This is a genomic window from Pseudomonas sp. Pseusp97, assembly GCF_047304025.1.
Taxonomy (GTDB): domain Bacteria; phylum Pseudomonadota; class Gammaproteobacteria; order Pseudomonadales; family Pseudomonadaceae; genus Pseudomonas.
In genome coordinates, this window is sequence record NZ_JBGLYK010000005.1 from 1 (window position 1) to 18,078 (window position 18,078).

Sequence of the window (18,078 nt, forward strand, 5' to 3'; positions counted from 1 at the left end):
CGTGCTGCGCGACGGCAAGGTCTGCCAGTGCGGCAGCCCCAGCGAGCTGTACGAGAACCCCGGCAGCCGCTTTGTCGCCGACTTCATCGGCGTCAGCAACCTGATCGAGGGCCGCCGCGTGGGCACCAACCACCTGCAGGCCGGCAACCAGGTGCTGAGTATCGAGACCACCGCCGAGTCCAGCCCGGAGAGTGTGACCCTGGCGCTGCGCCCGGAGCGTTTGCGTGTACTCACCGACGCCACGCCCGCCACCGACAACCAGATCCACGGCGAGGTGGCCGAAGTGGCCTACCACGGCCTGGACACCAACCTGCATGTGAACACGGCGCTTTCCAGCAAGCCGCTGATCGTCCGCGTGCCGTCCTCGGATTACGACTACCTCCGCCTCGCCGCCGGCATGCCGGTGCGCCTGGGTTGGGATGCGCGGCACGGCCGCGTGCTGACTCACTGATCGCCTTAAGAACAAGACTGACTGGAGAGCACCATGAGTAGTGAACGCAAGGTCATCGCATTCTTCCCCGAGGCCGCCTATGGCCCGGCCCTGAACTCCGTGGGAATCGCCCAGGCCTGCGAGGCGATGGGGCACAAGGCGGTGTTCCTCACCGATCCGGGCATGACCGGGGTGTACGCCGCCTACGGCTTCGAGGAGCACTACGTGAACATGTCCGAGCCGATGCCGGCCGAGGAGATGGCGCGCTACTGGACCGACTTCATCAACGGCCATATCCCCAACTTCCGCAAGGCGCCGATCGACCAGCTCGACAACTACGTGAAGGAGTGCTGGGAGGCCATCGTGTCCACCGCCAAGTGGGCGCAGAAGGAGCTGCCGGCAATTCTCGACCGGATCAAGCCGGACCTGATCTGCGTGGATAACGTGATCCTCTTCCCGGCCATCAAGCACTACGGCAAGCCCTGGGTGCGGATCATCTCCTGCTCGGAGAACGAGGTGCACGACCCGGATATCCCGCCGTACCTGTCGGGCATGAGCGTGGATGACAAGGACGGCCACGCACGCTTCCAGAAGCGCTTCGAGGAAGTGATCGCTCCGATCCATGCCGACTTCAACGACTTCCTCGCGCAGTGCGGCGAGCGGCCGTATCCGCTGGGCACCTTCTTCGAAGAGTCGCCCTACATGAACCTGCTGCTCTACCCGGACCCGGTGAAGTTCCAGCGCCGTCACCCGCTGCCGGCGCGGCAGTTCCATTACCTGCAGGGTTGCGTGCGTACCGACAAGCCCTACGAGATCCCGCAGTTCAAGGCGCACAACGACAAGCCGCTGCTGTATGTCAGCTTCGGCAGCCTGGGCTCGGGCGACGTCGAGTTGCTCAAGCGCCTGGTCACCACCATAGGCAAGCTGCCGTACCGCGCGCTGTTCAACGTCGGCGAGCACGTGGAGAAGTACACCGACCTGCCGGACAACGTGATTGTCTCCAACTGGTACCCGCAGCCCTCGGTGATCGCCCAGGTCGACGGGGTGATCCACCATGGCGGCAACAACAGCTTCACCGAGTGCCTGTTCTTCGGTAAGCCGGCCATCGTCATGCCCTACGTCTGGGATGGCCACGACAACGCCATGCGCGCCCAGGAAAGCGGCCACGGCCTGCGCATGGGTCGCTACGACTGGAGCGAGGAAGACCTGGCGCGCAACATCGCCCAGTTGCTGGGCGACGACCTGATGAAGGAGCGCCTGGCCCGCACCAGCGACTACATGCGCTCGCGCAAGGGCCCGGAAGATGCCGCGCGCATCCTCGACCAGCTCATGCAGGGCAAGGCGGTGAACCATGCCTGAGCTCAAGGCCGCTTCCTTTAATGGAAAAAGCACCGCCCCGCACATCCGCGGCGCCCGCGACTATGACGACCTGGTGGATTGGGGCGTGCAGTCCGATGCACTGGAGGGTGTCTCGCACTCCAGCGGGCGCCTGCTGTTCAAGGGCCCGAACAACAGCCCGGAAACCGGCCTGTGGGTCTGCACCCCTGGCCGCTGGCGCCTGTCGATCCCGCGTGACGAGCTCTGTCATTTCTTCGCTGGCCGCGCCACCTACCGCTCCGACGAGGGCGAGGTGATCGAGGTCGAGCCCGACACCCTGGTGCTGTTCCCCGCCGGCTGGACCGGCGAATGCACCGTGCACAGCACGCTGCGCAACCTCTACATGCTGGCGTGATTTCCGATCCCATCGGCGGATAACCGCAAGCGGTTATGCGCCCTGCAAGGAGAGGGCTTTTCGTAGGGCGCATAACGCTACAAGCGTTATCCGCCGTCGATTTCCACCGATCCCACCGGCGGATGACCACGAGCGGTCAGTCGCCTTGCATGATTCGACTCATCAGGAGTGAACGATGAAGACCCCCGTTATCTACCGCCCGCTGCAGGTCACCGAACTCAAGGACTGGGGCGTGATCCCGACCATGCTCGAGGGCGAGTCCCGTGTCAGCGGCGTGGTCCTGCACAAGGGGCCTGAAGGCCAGTCCGAATGCGGTATCTGGCACTGCACGCCGGGCAAGTGGTTCTGCCACGTGACCAGCGACGAGTTCTGCCACTTCCTCGAAGGCCGCTGCACCTACGTGCACGAGTCCGGCGAGGTGATCGAGATCGAGCCGGACACCGCGGCCTTCTTCCCCAGGGACTGGAAGGGCGTGTGCACCGTGCACGAGACCATCAAGAAGGTCTACATGATCCGGTGATGCCATGAACCTGCCTTGCGAAACCACCCGTGCCGCCGCCCGCGAGACCTTCCTCGCCGGCAGCGGGCTGAGCGGCGCGGCCATTACCGCGCTGCCAGCGGACGCCTCGGCGCGGCGCTACTTCCGCCTCGACGGCAAGGGACTGCTGCTGATGGATTCGCCACCCGGCGCCGAACCTCTGGCCCCTTACCTGCGGGTGGCGCAGTTGCTGCGTGATTGCGGACTGTCCGCGCCCACTGTGGTCGCGGCCGACCGTGAGCTGGGACTGGCATTGATCGAGGACTTCGGCCAGGCCACCTACACCCGGCTGCTCGCCGACGGCCATGACGAGACGGCGCTGTACCGCCTCGCCGTGGACGCCCTGGTGCGCCTGCACCGCGCGGGTCCCCAGGCCGCCGAAGGCGTAGCAGCCTACGACGGGCAGAAACTGGGTGATGAAGCGGTGCTGTTCATCGACTGGTACGCGCCCTTGCTGGTGGGCGAGCAGGCCGCCGCGCAGCTTCGCGAGCGCTATCAGGCAGAGTTCGCCGCGCTCTGGCGCAACGTGTCGCTGCGCCGGGAGGTGCTGGTGCTGCGCGATTACCACGTCGACAACCTGATGCTGCTGGAGGGCAGGGCGGGCGTGGCCGCGTGCGGGCTGCTGGACTTCCAGGACGCGCTGTTCGGCTCACCGACCTACGACCTCATGTCCCTGCTCGAAGATGCGCGCCGCGACATTCCCGAAACGTTGCGCGTGACCCTGCTCAGCCATTACCTCAGCCAGCGCCCGGAAGTGGACGGCCGGCGCTTCATGGCCGATTTCCAGGTGCTCGCCGCGCAGCGCCACGCCAAGGTGCTGGGCATCTTCGTGCGCCTGGCCAAGCGCGATGGCAAGCACGGCTACCTCAGGCACCTGCCGCGCGTGCTGCGGCTGTTCCAGCGCGCGCTCGACAGCGAACAGTTGCGCCCGCTGGCGGCGTTGCTTGACGCCCACCTGCCGAACTGGCGCCTGCCGCTGGAGAGCGACGTGATCGCCCAGCGCCTGGCCTCATCCGAATCCCTGCGGAGCATTCCATGACCGACTTCCATGTTGATCTACCATTGCGTTTCATCGGCCCGCATTACCAGGGCGTAGCGACGCAGCGCCTGCGCGACATCATCAACCCCGCCGACCTGACCCAGGTCGGGCGCATCGCCCTGTGCGATGCGGAAGACGTCGACGCTGCCATCGATGCGGCCAACGCCGCGCAGCGTGAGTGGAAGCGCGTGGATGCGAAATCCCGCGCGGCAATCCTCCACCAACTGGCCAATACCATCGAGACCGACCAGGCCACCCAGCGCGAAGTGGCGCGGCTGATGACCCTGGAAATGGGCAAGCCGTTCCCCGAGGCCATGGGCGAGCTGGCCAACTGCGCGCCGATCTTCCGCTACTACGCCGAGATGGCCCGCGACGAGGCCGGCAAGGTCGCCGGCACCACGCAGCTCGGCTCGTTCCAGCACGTGCGCTACGAGCCATACGGCGTCAGCGTGCACATCATGCCGTTCAACTTCCCCATCCTGCTGATGTGCTGGACCCTGGCCGCCTCGCTGGCCGCGGGCAACGCCTGCATCGTCAAGCCGGCGGAAAGCACCACGCTGTGCACGCTGAAGTTCATGCAGCACTTCAAGGTGCTGCCGGCGGGCATGGTCAGCTGCGTGCCGGGCGATGCCAGCACTGCACAACGCCTGGTGCAGTCCGAGCGCACCCACGCCGTGGCCTTCACCGGCAGCGTCGCCGCCGGCAAGGCGGTGGCGGTGGCCTGTGCCGAGCGGATGAAGCCGGCGGTGATCGAGGCCGGTGGCAGCGATCCGATGATCATCTCCCGCCACGCGCCGCTGGAAATCGCGGCGGCCGGCGCGGTGACCGCGGCCTTCCACCTGAGCGGGCAGATCTGCACCTCGGCCGAGCGCTTCTACGTGGTCGACGAAGTCCACGACGAGTTCGTCGCGCGCTTCGCCGAACGCACCCGCGCGCTGCGCATCGGTCATGGTCTGGAGCGCTCCGAGATCGGCCCGATGGTCAGCGAAGCGGCCCGCGCCAAGGTCATGCGGCTGGTGGACGACGCCATCGCCAAGGGCGCGACGCTGGTCTGTGGTGGACGCATTCCCGCGCAGTTCCCGGTGGGCTGGTACTACGAGCCGACCATCCTCACCGACGTCACCCCGGCCATGGCGATCTTCCATGAGGAATGCTTCGGTCCGGTGGCGGCAATCTGCAAGGTGAAGGACTTCGACGAGGCGGTACGGCTGGCCAACGACTCGCCGTTCGGCCTGGGCGCCTCGCTGTTCTCCACCGACCTCGCCGAAGCCATGGAAGCGGCGGATCGCCTGGAAGCGGGGATGGTCTGGGTGAACAACCCACTGATCGACAACGACGCGTTGCCCTTCGGCGGCTGGAAGATGTCCGGCATGGGGCGCGAATTGGGCCGCCAGGGCCTGGATGCATTCCGCCGTTCGAAGATGGTGATCATCGACCACCAGCCGCAGATTCACTCCTGGTGGTATCCGTACAGCGACGAGGTGTTCTACCAGGGGTGAGCGGCGCGGCGCCTCACTGCGGCTCGTGACAGACGCAGCAGAGCTTGTTGCCGTCCGGGTCGCGCAGGTAGGCGCCGTAATAGTGCGCGTGGTACTCCGGGCGCAGGCCCGGAGCCCCGGCACAGGTCCCGCCGCTGGCCAGTGCGGCCTGGTAGGCGCGGTCCACCTGCGCGCGGGAGCTGGCCTGCAGTGCGAGCATCTGTCCGTTGCCCGGAGTCGCTTCTCCTTCGAAGGGCGCGCCGACGATGAACAGCGGGCGCGGCGCATCCGCCGGCATCCAGGCGGCCCAGGGTCGCTCGCGCTCGATGAACTTCAGCGGATAGCCCAGGACCTGCATGAGCGGCTGGTAGAACCCCAGCGCGCGCTCGAAATCCGTGGTGCCGAGGAAGACGTGGGACAGCATGCCGATGCTCCTTCTGTTCAGGTCAATGCCGGGGGGCAAGCCGCTGCAGCAGCCGCGCCTTCACTTCGGGCCACTCGCTGTCGATGATGCTGAAGCGCACCGAGTTGCGCTTGCGGCCATCGGGCATGATGCGTTCATGGCGGACGATGCCTTCCTGCACCGCGCCCAGGCGCAGGATGGCGGCGCGGGATTTCTCGTTCAACTCGTCGGTGGTGAACTGCACGCGCACGCAGTCGAGTTCCTCGAAGGCGTAGGTAAGCAGCAGGAGCTTGGCCTCGGTGTTGATCGGCGTGCGCTGCGCCGACAGCGCCAGCCAGGTGTGGCCGATCTCCAGCTTGCGGTTGGCGCGGTCGACCTTCCAGAAGCGGGTGCTGCCGACGATCCTGCCCGTGCGCCGGTCGAGGATGGCGAAGGGCAGGACGCTGCCTTCCTCCAGTCCCTTTTCGGCCTTGGCGATATAGCCCGCGACGGTATCCGGGCCGGGCACCACGGTGACCTTGAGGTTCCACAGCTCGCCATCGGCGGCGGCTTCGAGCAATGCCTGTGCATGTTCTGCGCGCAGCGGCAGGAGTTCGACGTGCTGGCCGGTCAGTTGGGGGCAGGTGAGGGCGGGCATGCGGATGGGCTCTGGGTTGAGTGCGATGACAGACTACCGGATGCCGGCGTACTTCTGTAGCCGCGGGCGCTGTACAACGGCGTTTGCCGGTGAACAGGGGGGCCGACGCTCTGGATTTCGCGGACAGGGTCCGCTCCTACGAAAGCTCGTACCTGCGTAGGAGCAACTGTCTTTAACTGAAACTCCGTACCGGCGATTTCCCTCTTCCTAACCCTGGCTGCGCGCCCCGCTCCGAAGGGAGAGGGGACTGGATCGGTGCCGGCTGAAACTGCGGCGGGAGCCGGCTCGGATGGCTCCCTCTCCCTTCAGGGAGAGGGCTGGGGAGAGGGCACGCCCTGGCGCGCTATTTCGCGTAGGAGCGGACCTTGTCCGCGATCGGCTCAGCCACACGCGCTGAGGTTACCTGCGCTCAAGCATGCCGGACCTGCAGGTCCTTGATCACACAAACCGAAGCATCGGTGGCGAGCGTTGTCGCGCTGAAGTCGATCTGGTTGTAGACCCCGCCATGGAAGTCGAAGACCCGTGCCGCCCAACTGGCATCCAGCGTCATGGGCGCCACGTTCGAGGTGCGGCCGTTGCAACTGGCCTGGACCGTCAGCGTGAGGTTGGAAGTGGCGCGGATCAGGATGTCGAAATCTGCTCCCAGTGGCACGTTATCCAGCACTGTGCTGTTCACCGGCGTGTCCTGATTGAAGGTCTGGCGGAAGCCCATGGTCAGCTTGCCCTTCTGCCAGAACACCTTGAGCAACGGACTGTCGTCATCCTTCACATGCATCTGCGCGATCACCACCTTTTGCGCCGAGTTGACCTGGGTGACGGCCATCAGTTGATGGTTGACGTGTTCGGTCGCGCTGCTCAGCGCCCAGTAGATCGGCTCCTTCCACTCGCAACGGGTGCGGTGCACGCTCTTGCTGGCCGCGCCCTGGGTCGGCGCGGTGAGTCGCAGGCTGCCGTCGGGCAATCGCGTCACCAGCTCGGGATACTGTGCCAGCGCTTGCGGGCCGGGCAGCTCGATGGCCAGGGTGTCGGTGGGCGTCTTGCCGACGGGCAGGGCGATGCTGAGGTTGTCGATGTTCACGGTCATACCAGGCACTCCTACTGCGGTTGTGGGGTGCTGGGTTTGACCGGGCAGGGTTTCGCCTCCATCGAAATTTCGGCCGAGCGGTCGCGTCATCCGCCCTGGCAGGAAGGATTTCCGTAGGTGCGAGCTTGCTCGCGAACCGCATGCCGGTGTGGGTGCCGGGAAAAGCCGTTCGCGAGCAAGCTCGCTCCTACAAGGGACTTGGGCACCAGCGCCTTGGCGCCGGGTCAGAGCCTGACGCGTGCCACCGGGCCGTCCATCGACAAGCGAGTCCCGTAGGGCTCCGACAGTGCGGCAAAGCGCTGCAGGATCGCCTGGGCGTGTTCGCCCTCGGCCAGGCGCGGGCGGCCACGGCGGTGCACCGCTTCGCCCAGGCCCAGGCTCACCGGGTGCAGCTCGATGCCGACGAGGCGGCGGCCGTCGAACTGGCAGACCGGCACCAGGCTCTCCCAGAAGCGCGCATCGGAAGGGAAACTGCGAGTGTCGTTCTGGGTGCGCTGCAGGAACACCTTCGAGGGCGTCTGGTTGCGGTCCACGCGGAACTGCTCGTAGCTGTCCGCCGGCAGGCGTTCCACCAGCTCGTTCTGCCCGATGAAATTGCCCAGGCTGTAGAAGATCGGCTTGCCGTTGTAGATCTCCATGCCGCGCAGCAGGTGCGGGCCGTGGCCGACCACGATGTCGACGCCGGCATCGATCATGCGCCGCGCCACCGGCTGGATGAATTCGGCGGCCACTTCCAGGTCCCACTCACCCTTGGCGTCGTGGCCCAGTTCGTGGGCGTGGATGCTCAGCACCACCACGTCGGACAGCGTCCGCGCTTCCTCGACCCAGCGCAGGATGTCGTCCATGTCCTTCTTGCGCGGCAGGGTGCGCAGGCGTGCGCTCTCGCCCTGGCGGAACAGCAGCGGGGTGAAGGGGCCGAATACCGCCAGCGACGGATCGGGGATCGGGTGGGCGAAGCCCAGGTCCACCGCGCCCTGGTAGAGGCGGTCCAGGCCGAGGCTGGCGATGATGCCACGCATGGCTTCCATCTGCGCGCCATCGAGCTGGTGCACGGTGTCGAAGCGCAAGGGGTTCAAGCCGGGGCGGCCGGGCATGTCGCGGGTCTGCTCGCTGGCTTCCTGGCCCTTGCCGAAGGTGGAGGTGCAGGCCAGCAGCGAGACGGTGCCGGTGGGCTTGGTGCAATACACCGGGCGGCGGGCTTCCTCGAGATTGCGGCCGGTGCCGGCGAACAGTAGCTCGCGCTTGTCCAGCTGGGCGTGGGCGGCGTGCAGGCCGGCGATGCCGTAGTCGAGGCTGTGGTTGTTGGCCGTGGAGAACAGGTCGAAGCCGCCGTCCGCCAGCTCGTCGAGAATCCACGAGGGCGCGCCGAAGTGCGAGCCGCCGCTTTCCAGCACGGCGTCGCCCTGAAAGTCGTTGGGCAGCACTTCCAGATTGGTGAAGCTGACGTCGGTGCCGCGCAGCAGGTCGAACAGCGGGCGCAGGGTTTCGTCTTCGCGGCTATTCAGGCGGCGCTGCAGGATGCTGTCGCCGGTCAACGCAATCTTCATGGTCCACCTCAGGGTCGGGGTCGCTGATGGCGGCGGACTTTAGGCCAATGTGCGGCCCGGGTCGGCTGAATCCTGGGTATCGCGATAGCCTTCGGTTATCACCCGCAACGCCCCGCGTGCCGCGAGCTACCGGTCCTTTCATTCTGGCTATGGGCATCACTTTTTTTCAGAAGTCAGGCTTGTGACAGCGCTCTAACCTGCGCTCGCCTCCCGGCCCAAGAGCCGCGGAGCAGGGGTGGCACGGCTTGCCGTGACCAGCACGATCCAGGCGGAGAGCAGCATGAAAAGAACAATAACCGGCGCCGCAGGCTTCAGGCCGCACGCGCTGGCGCTGGCTACCAGCATGGCCCTTGGCGGGGCATCTTCAGCTCAGGCAGTGAGCTTCAACGTGGGGGAAATCGAGGGTCGCTTCGACTCGACCCTGTCCATCGGCGCGAGCTGGGCGATGGACAGTCCGGACAAGGAATTCATCGGCACCCGCAACGGCGGCACGGCCTCCAGCCAGACCTCCGACGACGGCCGGCTGAATTTCAAGAAGGGCGAGACCTTCTCCAAGATCTTCAAGGGCCTGCACGACCTGGAGCTGAAGTACGGCGACAGCGGCCTGTTCCTGCGCGGCAAGTACTGGTACGACTTCGAGCTGAAGGACGAACACCGCCCGCTCTACGACATCGACGACAGCGGCCGCGATACCGCCGCCCAGTCCTCCGGCGCCGAGCTGCTCGATGCCTTCCTCTATCACAACTATCAACTCAACGACCTGCCGGGCACCGTGCGCCTGGGCCGCCAGGTGGTGAGCTGGGGCGAGAGCACCTTCATCCAGAACGGCATCAACTCGATCAACCCGGCGGACGTCGCCGCGCTGCGCCGCCCCGGTTCCGAGGTGAAGGAAGCGCTGATCCCGGTGAGCATGCTGTATTTCAACCAGGGGCTCACCGACACCCTGTCCATGGAGGCCTTCTACCAGCTGGAGTGGGAGAAGACCGTGCCGGACAACTGCGGCACCTTCTTCGGCAGCGACGTGGCGGCCAAGGGCTGCGACATCAACATGGCGGTGAACGGCAGCGACTTCGACCGCGACATCGACGGCACTGGTATCAAAGGCGGTTACGGCTACGTGCCGCGCGGCAAGGACCATGACGCCCGCGACGGAGGCCAGTTCGGCGTGGCGCTGCGCTGGATGGTTAACGACACCGAGTTCTCCGCCTACGCGATGAACTATCACAGCCGCACGCCAACCAGTAACTGGGTGGTTGGCAAGGGCGCGCTGGCCGATCCGGTCGGCGGGCTGATCGGGCAGGGCGGCGTGAGCACCGCGCGCTGGTACCTGGACTACCCCGAGGACATCCGCCTCTACGGCCTGGGCTTCAACACCACCTGGGGCAGCACTGCGGTGCAGGGCGAGATCAGCTACCGGCCGAACATGCCGCTGGGCATCAACTCCAGCGACGTTTCCGGCGCTGCCACCCTCGGCTCCGCGGCGACCAGCCCGCTGGTCAACGGCGGTCTGCCGATCTTCTCCAGCGGCTGGGCCGATTCGGCCTACGGTTCGCTGATCCAGGGTTACGAGCGCAAGCCGTTCACCCAGGCGCAGATGACCTTCACCAACACCTTCGACCAGATCGAGCTGATCGGCGCCGAGCGCCTGACGCTGGTGGGCGAGATCGGCTTCAGCCACATCGCCGACCTGGGCTCCACCGACGGCTCCGACCTGCGCTTCGGCCGCAGCAGCGTGTACGGCAACGGCGAGCTGGCCAGCGCCGGCACCTCGGCGCTGCTGGGGCTGTCGGGCAATGCGATCTGCCAGAAGGTGGTGAATACCGCCAATCCCGGCCAGTGCGATGACAAGGGCTTCTACACCCAGAACTCCTGGGGATACCGCGTGCGCGCGGGCCTGGAATACAACGACCTGATCGGCGGCGTCTCGCTGCGCCCGAACCTGGCATTCGCCCACGACGTGCAGGGCTACGGCCCGACCTTCAACGAGGGCGACAAATCGATCAGCGTCGGCGTCGATGCCGAATACCTGAGCCGCTACACCGCCAGCATCAGTTACACCGACTACTTCGGCGGTGATTACAACGTCAACACCGACCGCGACTTCCTCGCCGTCAGCCTGGGCGTCAGCTTCTGACGCCCGCCAGCCCCCTGAGGTAAAAGCATGAACAACAAGCAATGGTTGCAGGCCGGCTGCCTGACGCTGAGCCTGCTCGCCGGGCAGGTCATCGCCGCGGTCGGTGCCGACCAGGCCGCACGCCTGGGCAATGAACTCACCCCGATTGGTGCCGAGAAGGCGGGCAACGCCGATGGCAGCATCCCGGCCTGGACCGGCGGGCTGGCACCCAATGCCGGCAAGGCCGACGCCGGCGGCTTCCTCGGCGACCCGTATGCCGCCGACAAGCCGCTGTTCACCATCACCGCGCAGAACGCCAGCCAGTACCAGGACAAGCTCACGCCGGGGCAACTGGCGATGTTCCAGCGCTTCCCCGAGACCTACCGCATTCCGGTCTATCCCAGCCACCGCAGCGCCAGCTACCCACAGGCGGTGATCGATGCGGCGAAGAAGAACGCCACCGCGACCTCCCTGGCCGAGGGCGGCAACGGGCTGAGCAATTTCAGCATGACCGTGCCGTTCCCGATCCCGCAGAACGGGCTGGAAGTGATCTGGAACCACGTCACCCGCTACCGTGGCAACGCCATGCTGCGCACCACCGCGCAAATGAACCCGCAAGCCAACGGCGCGTACACCATCAGCTACATGAAGGAGCAGTTCGCCTTCCCGTTCGGGCTCAAGGACTACGACCCGGCGAAGATGGACAACATCCTCTACTACTTCCGCCAGGAAATCCTCTCGCCGCCGCGCCGCGCGGGCAGCGTGATGCTGGTGCTGGAGACCATCGATCAGGTCAAGGAACCGCGCATGGCCTGGATGTACAACGCCGGCCAGCGCCGCGTGCGCCGCGCCCCGCAGGTGGGCTACGACAGCCCCGGCGCGGAAGGCATGCGTACCTACGACGACTTCGACATGTTCAACGGCGCGCCGGATCGCTACGACTGGAAGCTGGTGGGCAAGAAGGAGCTGTACATCCCTTACAACAGCTTCGCGCTCGACTCGCCGTCGCTGAAATACGACGACATCGTCAAGCCCGGCCACCTGAACCCGGACCACACCCGCTACGAGCTGCACCGCGTATGGCACGTGGTGGCCACCCTGAAGCCGGGCCAGCGCCACATCTACAGCAAGCGTGACCTGTACATCGACGAGGACAGCTGGCAGATCGCCGAGGCCGATGCCTACGACGGACGTGGCAGCTTGTGGCGGGTGTCCGAGGGCCATGCGCGGCCGTTCTACGACCAGCAGTTCACCTGGCTGACGGCGGAGACCCACTATGACGTGCTGTCCGGCCGCTACACGGTGTCCGGCCTGCGCAATGAGGAAAAGAGCAGCTACGACTTCGCGGTGAAGGCCAGCAGCAACGACTTCACCCCCAACGCCTTGCGCGCCACCGGCATCCGCTGAGGCAAGCTCGACTGGCGCTCACCGGCGCTCCGATGTGTTTATCAGCGGCCTTCGGGCCGCTTTTTTTCGTCTGGTGATGGGCTGCTGGCTCCTTGTAGGAGCGAGCTTGCTCGCGAACCCGCCCAATTTGATGCTTTCTTCAGGAGCGGGCCGTGCGCTTGTAGTTGGGGCATTCAGCGCCGCTTCGGCATACGCGCAAACATCGTGTTTCGCCCCCTCGGGCGAGTTACTTTGGCAAACGCCCCAAAGTAACCAAAGGTCTTGCCCCGGACATCCGGTTTTTCGCCTAGGCGAAAAATACCCTCGCTGAAGCGAAGTTTCAGGGGCCCGCCGCGACATCCATGTCGCTCAACCCCTGAAACTCCGCTTCAACGAGGCCTACTGAACGGGGCAATCGGAGCGTGCGGACATTTCTCTGGAAGTCTCTGGGAGCCAAAGCTAAAACCAAAGCCGGGGCGGTGGTGCTCTTCGTAGGACCGAGGGGGGACGCCCAGTCTGTGTTCGCGAACCCGCCCAATTCGGCGCCTCCCCGTAGGAGCGGACCTTGTCCGCGAATCCCCCCACCCGCACAGCGGCAACAGGAAACCTGGTCGTAGGATGGCGTGGAGCGCAGCGATACCCATGCTGTCGCGAACGCCATCGCCGCGCCCCATTCGTCCTGGTAAAGCAGCCTCCGCGACCCACCAGTCCGCCCGCGTTTACCAACCGTTACTCACCCCGGCCTCGATTTTGCTTTATGGTCCAACCTGTTACCGAACCCGAGCCGACGACCATTCCATGAAGTTGCATCAACTGCGCGCCATAGTCGCCATCTGCGAGAGCGGCAGCATCCAGGAAGCTTCGCGCCTGCTGCATATCTCCCAGCCGGCACTGTCCAAGAGCATCAAGGAGCTGGAGGCCGAGCTGGGCGTGCCGCTGCTGGTGCGCTCCAATCGCGGCATCACTGCCACCGAATACGGCGAGCGGCTGGTGCGGCGCGCCCGTCTGGTGGTGGAGGAAGTGCGCCGCGCGCGGGACGAGATCGAGACGCTGAAGGGCGCCATGGATGGTCGCGTGGCCATCGGCGTGTCACCGGTAACGCCCAGCCAGCAATTCGCCTCCAGCCTGCTGCGTTACCGCAAACGCTACCCCAAGGTGCAGCTGCAGATCAGCGAGCTGCGCCCGGCCAAGCTGCTCGAAGGCCTGCGCGAAGGCCAGCTGGACCTGGTGCTGACCTCGCAGCCGGCCTCGCGCAACGTCGATGGCTTCCACTGGCAGGAACTCTACGCCCAGCCCACTACGCTGGCCGTGCGCAAGGGGCATCCGCTGCGCAACGCGCGGTCGCTGCACGAGTTGCTCGACGAGGAATGGCTGGTGCCCGATTCGCTGGATGTCTCCCTGGCCGGGCAGATGTTCGAGCAGTACCAGGTGCGCCACCCCGGGCGCGTCATCGAGTGCGCCTCGGTGGTGCTCTACGCGGAACTGGCAGCCAACACCGACGCGGTGAGCTTCTGGTCGCGGCGGGTGTTCGACCTGCCGATCATCTCCGGCACCCTGGATGCGCTGGACATCGCCGAAACCGTGCCGGGCACCGACATCTCGCTGGTCTGCCGCCCGCCGGAGCTGATGACCCGCGAGGCGCAGACCCTGGTGGACGAACTGGTCTACGCCTTCAAGGGCCCGCACCTGCGCAAGGTCGACTGATCCCGGATCGGACTGCAAGCAGGCGTCGATAACCAGCCTGGATAAGCATGCGCGAAGGTCATTATTCAGCGTCTCGCGCCTGGGGCATCCTGCCGACCACATCAGAACAATGAGCAGGATGCGGCATGAGTCAGCAGCCCCTTTCCCAGCACGAGACAGTCGAAAGACTGTTCGCTTCCCAGCAAGACTTCGCCCGGATTCGCCGGGACCTCCACCAGCATCCCGAGCTGGGTTTCGAGGAGGCGCGCACCGCCGCCATCGTCGCCGGCTACCTGCGCGAATGGGGCTATGAAGTCCATGAGGGCGTGGGCGGCACCGGTGTGGTCGGTGTTCTGCGCCAGGGCAACAGCGCGCGTAGCGTCGGCATCCGCGCCGACATGGACGCGCTGCCCATCGATGAAGCCAGCGGCGTGCCCTACACCAGCCAGCACGCCGGCCGCATGCACGCCTGCGGCCATGACGGCCACACCGCCATCCTGCTCTGTGCCGCCCGCGATTTGGCCGAGCAACGCAACTTTGACGGCACGCTCAACCTGATCTTCCAGCCCGCCGAGGAAACCCTGGGCGGCGCCGTGGCGATGATGGATGACGGCCTGTTCGAGCGCTTCCCCTGCGATGCCGTGTACGCACTGCACAACGCGCCGGGCCTGCCGGTGGGCTGCTTCCTGACCCGCGAAGGTGCGCTGACCGCATCGTCGGACCGGGTATCAATCCGCCTGACCGGCGTCGGCGGCCATGGCGCCATGCCGCACCTGACCAGGGACCCGATAGTCGCCGCCGCGGAACTGGTGTTGGCGCTGCAAAGCATCGTCGCGCGCAACGTGCCGTCCACCGAGGTGGCCGTGGTAACCGTGGGCATGCTCAAGGCGGGGGAGGCGGCCAACGTCATTCCCGATCACGCTGACCTGCGCCTGAGCGTGCGTGCGACCAAGCCGGAAGTGCGCGAGCTGCTCAAGCGACGCATTGGCGAGATCACCCATGGCGTCGCCGCCGTGCACGGCATGGAGCTGCGCTACGAATACGAGGAGCTGGTGCCGGTGCTGGTCAACACCCCGGAAGAAACCCGCCTCGCGCGCCAGGTGCTGACCGAACTGGTAGGCCCGCAGCGCCTGCTCTCGGAAATTCCATCGGGCTTCCTCGGCAGCGAGGATTTCGCCTGGATGCTGGAGCGGCGCCCCGGCTGCTACATCGCCCTGGGCAATGGCGACAGCGGCCCCAGCGGCTGCATGGTCCATAACCCCGGCTACGACTTCAACGACGGCGCCATCCCGTTCGGCGCGGCGCTCTGGGTGCGGCTGGTGGAGACTTACCTGAGCACGGGAGCCCGACCATGAGCCGGCGTAACGGAGTTCTCATCCTGCTGATGCTGGTAATGGTCATCAGCGTGCTGGACAAGACCATCTTCGCCTTCGCCGGCGCGCAGATCATCGACGAGCTGAAACTCTCGCCGACCGAGTTCGGTTTCATCGGCAGCGCGTTCTTCTTCCTCTACTCGATCTCCGGCGTGCTGGTGGGCTTCCTCGCCAACCGCTTCCCGACGCGCTGGATTCTCGCCGGCATGTCGGTGGTGTGGATGGCCTCGCAGCTGCTGGTGGCACTGTCCAGCGGCTTCGCCGCGCTGGTTGCCGGGCGCCTGCTGCTGGGCGCCGGCACCGGGCCGGGCACGGCGGTCACCCAGCATGCCTGCTTCAAGTGGTTCGGGCCGAAGGAGCGCGTGCTGCCCTCGGCGCTGATCCAGGTGTCGATCATGCTCGGCGCGGTGCTCGGCGCGCTGAGCCTGCCGCTGGCGATCCAGCATTTCGGCTGGCGTACCGCGTACTTCCTGCTGGCGCTGCTGGGCCTCGCCTGGCTGGTGGTCTGGCTGTTCTTCGGCCGTGAAGGGCAGCAGACCGAGGAGGAGGGACCGGCTTCGTCGCTGCGCCTGCCGTACAGCCGCCTGCTGCTCAACCGCAGTTTCCTCTGGATCACCCTGATGGGTTTCCTCAGTTACCTGCCCACCGCGCTGGTGTACAGCTGGGTGCCGGTGTACCTGCAGAAAGGCCAGGGCATGACGCCCATGCAGTCGGGCTACACGGTCATGGTGGTGACGGTCGGGGTGATCCTCGCCAACCTGCTGCTTTCCGCGCTCTCGCAACGGGCAATGAAGCGTGGCGTCTCGGTGCAGCGTGCCATGGTGCTGCCGCCGATGCTCTTCGCGGCGGTTGCCGGGGCCGCCTTCTGCGCACTGACCCTGCTGCACGGAGACCGCCCGGCTATCCTGGTGCTCTACGCTCTGGGCGCGATCCTGGTGAATGTGCTGCCGACCTTCTGCAACACCCTGGTCGCCTATATCGCGCCGAGCGCACAGCGCGGCTCGATGCTGGCCATTCACATTGGCGGGATGACCAGCGCCGGCATGCTCGCGCCCTGGGTCGTCGGCCAACTGGTCGAACTGCGTGGCGGCGACATCGCCCAAGGCTTCGAGACGGCGCTCGGCCTGTTCGGCGTGCTCACCGTGACCGGCGCCATTCTCGGCTGCCGGATCATCGCCCCGGATCGCACCCGCCAGTCCCTGCAGGGCGAGCACAACGAAGCCCCGCTGCCCGGCGCTGTCGGCCGAGCCTGATATTCCTCGAAGGGCCCGCCCAGCGGGCCGCGCAAAAATCTGATCATCCGGAGTGGTGATGAACCCGTCTGCCTGTTTTTCCCAGAGCTACGCCGAAGCGCGTGGCAAGTTTCTCGCTGCCTGCCTGTCCGCCGGCCTGGTCGTCGAATCCCACCGCCATCCATTGACCGGACGCGAGGGCGAGCCCCTGGCGCTGGACGTGGCGCGCAGCGGTCCGAGCGACGCGCAGAACCTGCTGATCATCAGCAGCGGCTGCCACGGCGTGGAAGGCTTCTGCGGCTCGGCGGTGCAGGTCGCGCTGCTGAACGACCCCGGCTGGCTGGAGCAATGCGCCAAGGCGGATTGCGCGGTGCTCTACCTGCATGCGGCCAATCCCCATGGCTTCTCCTGGTGGCGACGCTGGACCCACGAGAACGTCGACCTCAACCGCAACTTCATCGACTTTTCCCAGCCGCGCCAGCGCAACCAGGCCTACGGGGCGCTCGACCCGATCCTGATTCCGCGCCGTTGGCCGTCCCTTGGCAGCCATTTGCGCCTGTTGCGCTACGCCATGCGCCATGGCCGCAAACAGCTGCAGGCGGCGATTGCCAGCGGTCAGGACAGTCATCCCAAGGGGCTGTTCTATATCGGTGACCAGCCCACCTGGAGCAACCAGGTGGTGCGCCAGGTGCTGCGCCAGCAGGGACGGGCCTGTTCGCGGATCGGCTGGATCGACCTGCATACCGGCCTCGGCCCCAAGGGGCACGGAGAACGCATCTACGTGGGCGCCAACGATGCACAATCGCTGGCACGTACCCGCCGCTGGTGGGGCGACGAGGTGACGTCGTCGTACAAGGGCGAGTCCGTGTCGGTCCCGCTCAAGGGGCTGATGGTCCTCGCCGCCGCCAGCGAATGCCCGCAGGCGGAATTGACCGCCATTACCCTGGAATACGGCACGCTGCCGGGCCTGCGGGTGCTCAAGGCGCTACGCGCGGACCAGTGGCTGGCCAACAACCCGGGCGTATCGACGCAGAAAGCCCTGCGTATCCGGCGCCAGTTGCGCGATGCCTTCTACGTCGATGAGGACGGCTGGAAGCGGCGGGTGCTGGAGCAGGCCGGCGAAGCGGCGCGACAAGCCCTTGCCGGGCTGAGCGAGGCCCAGGCGGAGCCGGTTCGCGGCTGCAGGTAGCGGATCGTCCGGCGCGACTGCCCGTTGTGCCGGGTCAGCGGCCGGGCAGCATTGGCGTCAGGTGCAGGATGTTCAGCAGGTGCGGAACGCGCAGCGGGTAGCAGGCCTGCAGGCGCACGCGCGCCTCGGAGAGGGTCATCTGGCGGGAAAACGAGCGCAGCACGGTCTTGCCCAGGCAGTGACCGTCCTGAAAATGCACGAGGAATTCATTCAT

17 protein-coding genes are annotated in these 18,078 nt (G+C 66.2%); 12 read left to right on the plus strand and 5 right to left on the minus strand.

The features are described 5' to 3' along the window. The 6 genes from ACCC94_RS01970 to ACCC94_RS01995 all read left to right on the plus strand — a co-directional run. On the plus strand, positions 1-451 hold a 451-nt coding region (locus ACCC94_RS01970), incomplete at its 5' end, for a TOBE domain-containing protein (protein WP_413347789.1). 33 nt (positions 452-484) lie between these two features. After that, positions 485-1,789 carry a nucleotide disphospho-sugar-binding domain-containing protein gene (locus ACCC94_RS01975; RefSeq protein WP_413347790.1) on the plus strand — a complete coding sequence of 435 codons (1,305 nt, stop codon included), beginning with the start codon at positions 485-487 and terminating at the stop codon, positions 1,787-1,789. Beyond that, positions 1,782-2,162 (plus strand): cupin domain-containing protein, encoded by a 381-nt coding sequence (locus ACCC94_RS01980; RefSeq protein WP_413347791.1) that lies wholly within the window; start codon positions 1,782-1,784, stop codon positions 2,160-2,162. The genes ACCC94_RS01975 and ACCC94_RS01980 overlap by 8 nt, the downstream gene beginning before the upstream one ends. Positions 2,163-2,337: 175 nt before the next feature. Further along, positions 2,338-2,682 carry a cupin domain-containing protein gene (locus ACCC94_RS01985; RefSeq protein ID WP_413347792.1) on the plus strand — a complete coding sequence of 115 codons (345 nt, stop codon included), beginning with the start codon at positions 2,338-2,340 and terminating at the stop codon, positions 2,680-2,682. A gap of 4 nt (positions 2,683-2,686) precedes the next feature. Beyond that, entirely contained in the window at positions 2,687-3,739 is a 1,053-nt protein-coding gene (locus tag ACCC94_RS01990) for an aminoglycoside phosphotransferase family protein (RefSeq protein ID WP_413347793.1), read from the plus strand. Then, a complete protein-coding gene (locus ACCC94_RS01995; RefSeq protein WP_413347794.1) occupies positions 3,736-5,238 on the plus strand; it encodes an aldehyde dehydrogenase family protein in 1,503 nt (500 codons plus the stop codon). The genes ACCC94_RS01990 and ACCC94_RS01995 overlap by 4 nt, the downstream gene beginning before the upstream one ends. 13 nt (positions 5,239-5,251) lie before the next feature. Here ACCC94_RS01995 and ACCC94_RS02000 read toward each other — a convergent pair whose 3' ends face one another. From ACCC94_RS02000 to ACCC94_RS02015, 4 genes are all read right to left on the minus strand, one after another. Beyond that, on the minus strand, positions 5,252-5,641 hold the full coding sequence (locus ACCC94_RS02000; RefSeq protein WP_413347795.1) for a VOC family protein: 390 nt from the start codon (positions 5,639-5,641) through the stop codon (positions 5,252-5,254). A gap of 22 nt (positions 5,642-5,663) precedes the next feature. Then, the gene (locus ACCC94_RS02005; protein ID WP_413347796.1) at positions 5,664-6,257 is read right to left on the minus strand and encodes a GNAT family N-acetyltransferase; all 594 of its coding nucleotides are present in this window, start codon (positions 6,255-6,257) and stop codon (positions 5,664-5,666) included. A gap of 409 nt (positions 6,258-6,666) precedes the next feature. Continuing rightward, positions 6,667-7,341 (minus strand): polysaccharide lyase family 7 protein, encoded by a 675-nt coding sequence (locus ACCC94_RS02010; RefSeq protein WP_413347797.1) that lies wholly within the window; start codon positions 7,339-7,341, stop codon positions 6,667-6,669. Positions 7,342-7,565: 224 nt separating this feature from the next. Beyond that, a complete protein-coding gene (locus ACCC94_RS02015; protein ID WP_413347798.1) occupies positions 7,566-8,888 on the minus strand; it encodes a CapA family protein in 1,323 nt (440 codons plus the stop codon). 280 nt (positions 8,889-9,168) lie between these two features. Between ACCC94_RS02015 and ACCC94_RS02020 the strand changes: the two genes are divergently transcribed. The 6 genes from ACCC94_RS02020 (at position 9,169) to ACCC94_RS02045 (ending at position 17,864) form a co-directional block, all read left to right on the plus strand. Further along, the gene (locus ACCC94_RS02020; RefSeq protein ID WP_413347799.1) at positions 9,169-11,022 is read left to right on the plus strand and encodes a DUF1302 domain-containing protein; all 1,854 of its coding nucleotides are present in this window, start codon (positions 9,169-9,171) and stop codon (positions 11,020-11,022) included. Positions 11,023-11,049: 27 nt separating this feature from the next. Then, the gene (locus ACCC94_RS02025) at positions 11,050-12,408 is read left to right on the plus strand and encodes a DUF1329 domain-containing protein (RefSeq protein WP_413347800.1); all 1,359 of its coding nucleotides are present in this window, start codon (positions 11,050-11,052) and stop codon (positions 12,406-12,408) included. Between the two features lie 777 nt (positions 12,409-13,185). Then, on the plus strand, positions 13,186-14,091 hold the full coding sequence (locus tag ACCC94_RS02030) for a LysR family transcriptional regulator (RefSeq protein ID WP_413347801.1): 906 nt from the start codon (positions 13,186-13,188) through the stop codon (positions 14,089-14,091). Between the two features lie 125 nt (positions 14,092-14,216). Beyond that, positions 14,217-15,425 carry a M20 aminoacylase family protein gene (locus ACCC94_RS02035; protein WP_413347802.1) on the plus strand — a complete coding sequence of 403 codons (1,209 nt, stop codon included), beginning with the start codon at positions 14,217-14,219 and terminating at the stop codon, positions 15,423-15,425. Then, a complete protein-coding gene (locus ACCC94_RS02040) occupies positions 15,422-16,696 on the plus strand; it encodes an MFS transporter (protein ID WP_413347803.1) in 1,275 nt (424 codons plus the stop codon). Before ACCC94_RS02035 ends, ACCC94_RS02040 begins: the two co-directional genes overlap by 4 nt. 58 nt (positions 16,697-16,754) lie before the next feature. Next, the gene (locus ACCC94_RS02045; protein WP_413347804.1) at positions 16,755-17,864 is read left to right on the plus strand and encodes a M14 family metallopeptidase; all 1,110 of its coding nucleotides are present in this window, start codon (positions 16,755-16,757) and stop codon (positions 17,862-17,864) included. Between the two features lie 34 nt (positions 17,865-17,898). On the opposite strand, the gene ACCC94_RS02050 is transcribed toward ACCC94_RS02045, so the two are convergent. Then, positions 17,899-18,078 carry a hypothetical protein gene (locus ACCC94_RS02050; protein WP_024762799.1) on the minus strand — a complete coding sequence of 60 codons (180 nt, stop codon included), beginning with the start codon at positions 18,076-18,078 and terminating at the stop codon, positions 17,899-17,901.

Excerpts from the sequence above, each read along its gene's own strand:
- ACCC94_RS01980 (WP_413347791.1), top strand. The coding sequence starts at position 1,782 with ATGCCTGAGCTCAAGGCCGCTTCCTTTAATGGAAAAAGCACCGCCCCG.
- ACCC94_RS02020 (WP_413347799.1), top strand. The coding sequence starts at position 9,169 with ATGAAAAGAACAATAACCGGCGCCGCAGGCTTCAGGCCGCACGCGCTG.
- ACCC94_RS01995 (WP_413347794.1), top strand. The coding sequence starts at position 3,736 with ATGACCGACTTCCATGTTGATCTACCATTGCGTTTCATCGGCCCGCAT.
- ACCC94_RS02035 (WP_413347802.1), top strand. The coding sequence starts at position 14,217 with ATGAGTCAGCAGCCCCTTTCCCAGCACGAGACAGTCGAAAGACTGTTC.
- ACCC94_RS02000 (WP_413347795.1), bottom strand. The coding sequence starts at position 5,641 with ATGCTGTCCCACGTCTTCCTCGGCACCACGGATTTCGAGCGCGCGCTG.
- ACCC94_RS02005 (WP_413347796.1), bottom strand. The coding sequence starts at position 6,257 with ATGCCCGCCCTCACCTGCCCCCAACTGACCGGCCAGCACGTCGAACTC.
- ACCC94_RS02050 (WP_024762799.1), bottom strand. The coding sequence starts at position 18,078 with ATGAATGAATTCCTCGTGCATTTTCAGGACGGTCACTGCCTGGGCAAG.
- ACCC94_RS01985 (WP_413347792.1), top strand. The coding sequence starts at position 2,338 with ATGAAGACCCCCGTTATCTACCGCCCGCTGCAGGTCACCGAACTCAAG.
- ACCC94_RS02015 (WP_413347798.1), bottom strand. The coding sequence starts at position 8,888 with ATGAAGATTGCGTTGACCGGCGACAGCATCCTGCAGCGCCGCCTGAAT.
- ACCC94_RS01990 (WP_413347793.1), top strand. The coding sequence starts at position 2,687 with ATGAACCTGCCTTGCGAAACCACCCGTGCCGCCGCCCGCGAGACCTTC.
- ACCC94_RS02030 (WP_413347801.1), top strand. The coding sequence starts at position 13,186 with ATGAAGTTGCATCAACTGCGCGCCATAGTCGCCATCTGCGAGAGCGGC.
- ACCC94_RS01975 (WP_413347790.1), top strand. The coding sequence starts at position 485 with ATGAGTAGTGAACGCAAGGTCATCGCATTCTTCCCCGAGGCCGCCTAT.
- ACCC94_RS02040 (WP_413347803.1), top strand. The coding sequence starts at position 15,422 with ATGAGCCGGCGTAACGGAGTTCTCATCCTGCTGATGCTGGTAATGGTC.
- ACCC94_RS02045 (WP_413347804.1), top strand. The coding sequence starts at position 16,755 with ATGAACCCGTCTGCCTGTTTTTCCCAGAGCTACGCCGAAGCGCGTGGC.
- ACCC94_RS02025 (WP_413347800.1), top strand. The coding sequence starts at position 11,050 with ATGAACAACAAGCAATGGTTGCAGGCCGGCTGCCTGACGCTGAGCCTG.
- ACCC94_RS02010 (WP_413347797.1), bottom strand. The coding sequence starts at position 7,341 with ATGACCGTGAACATCGACAACCTCAGCATCGCCCTGCCCGTCGGCAAG.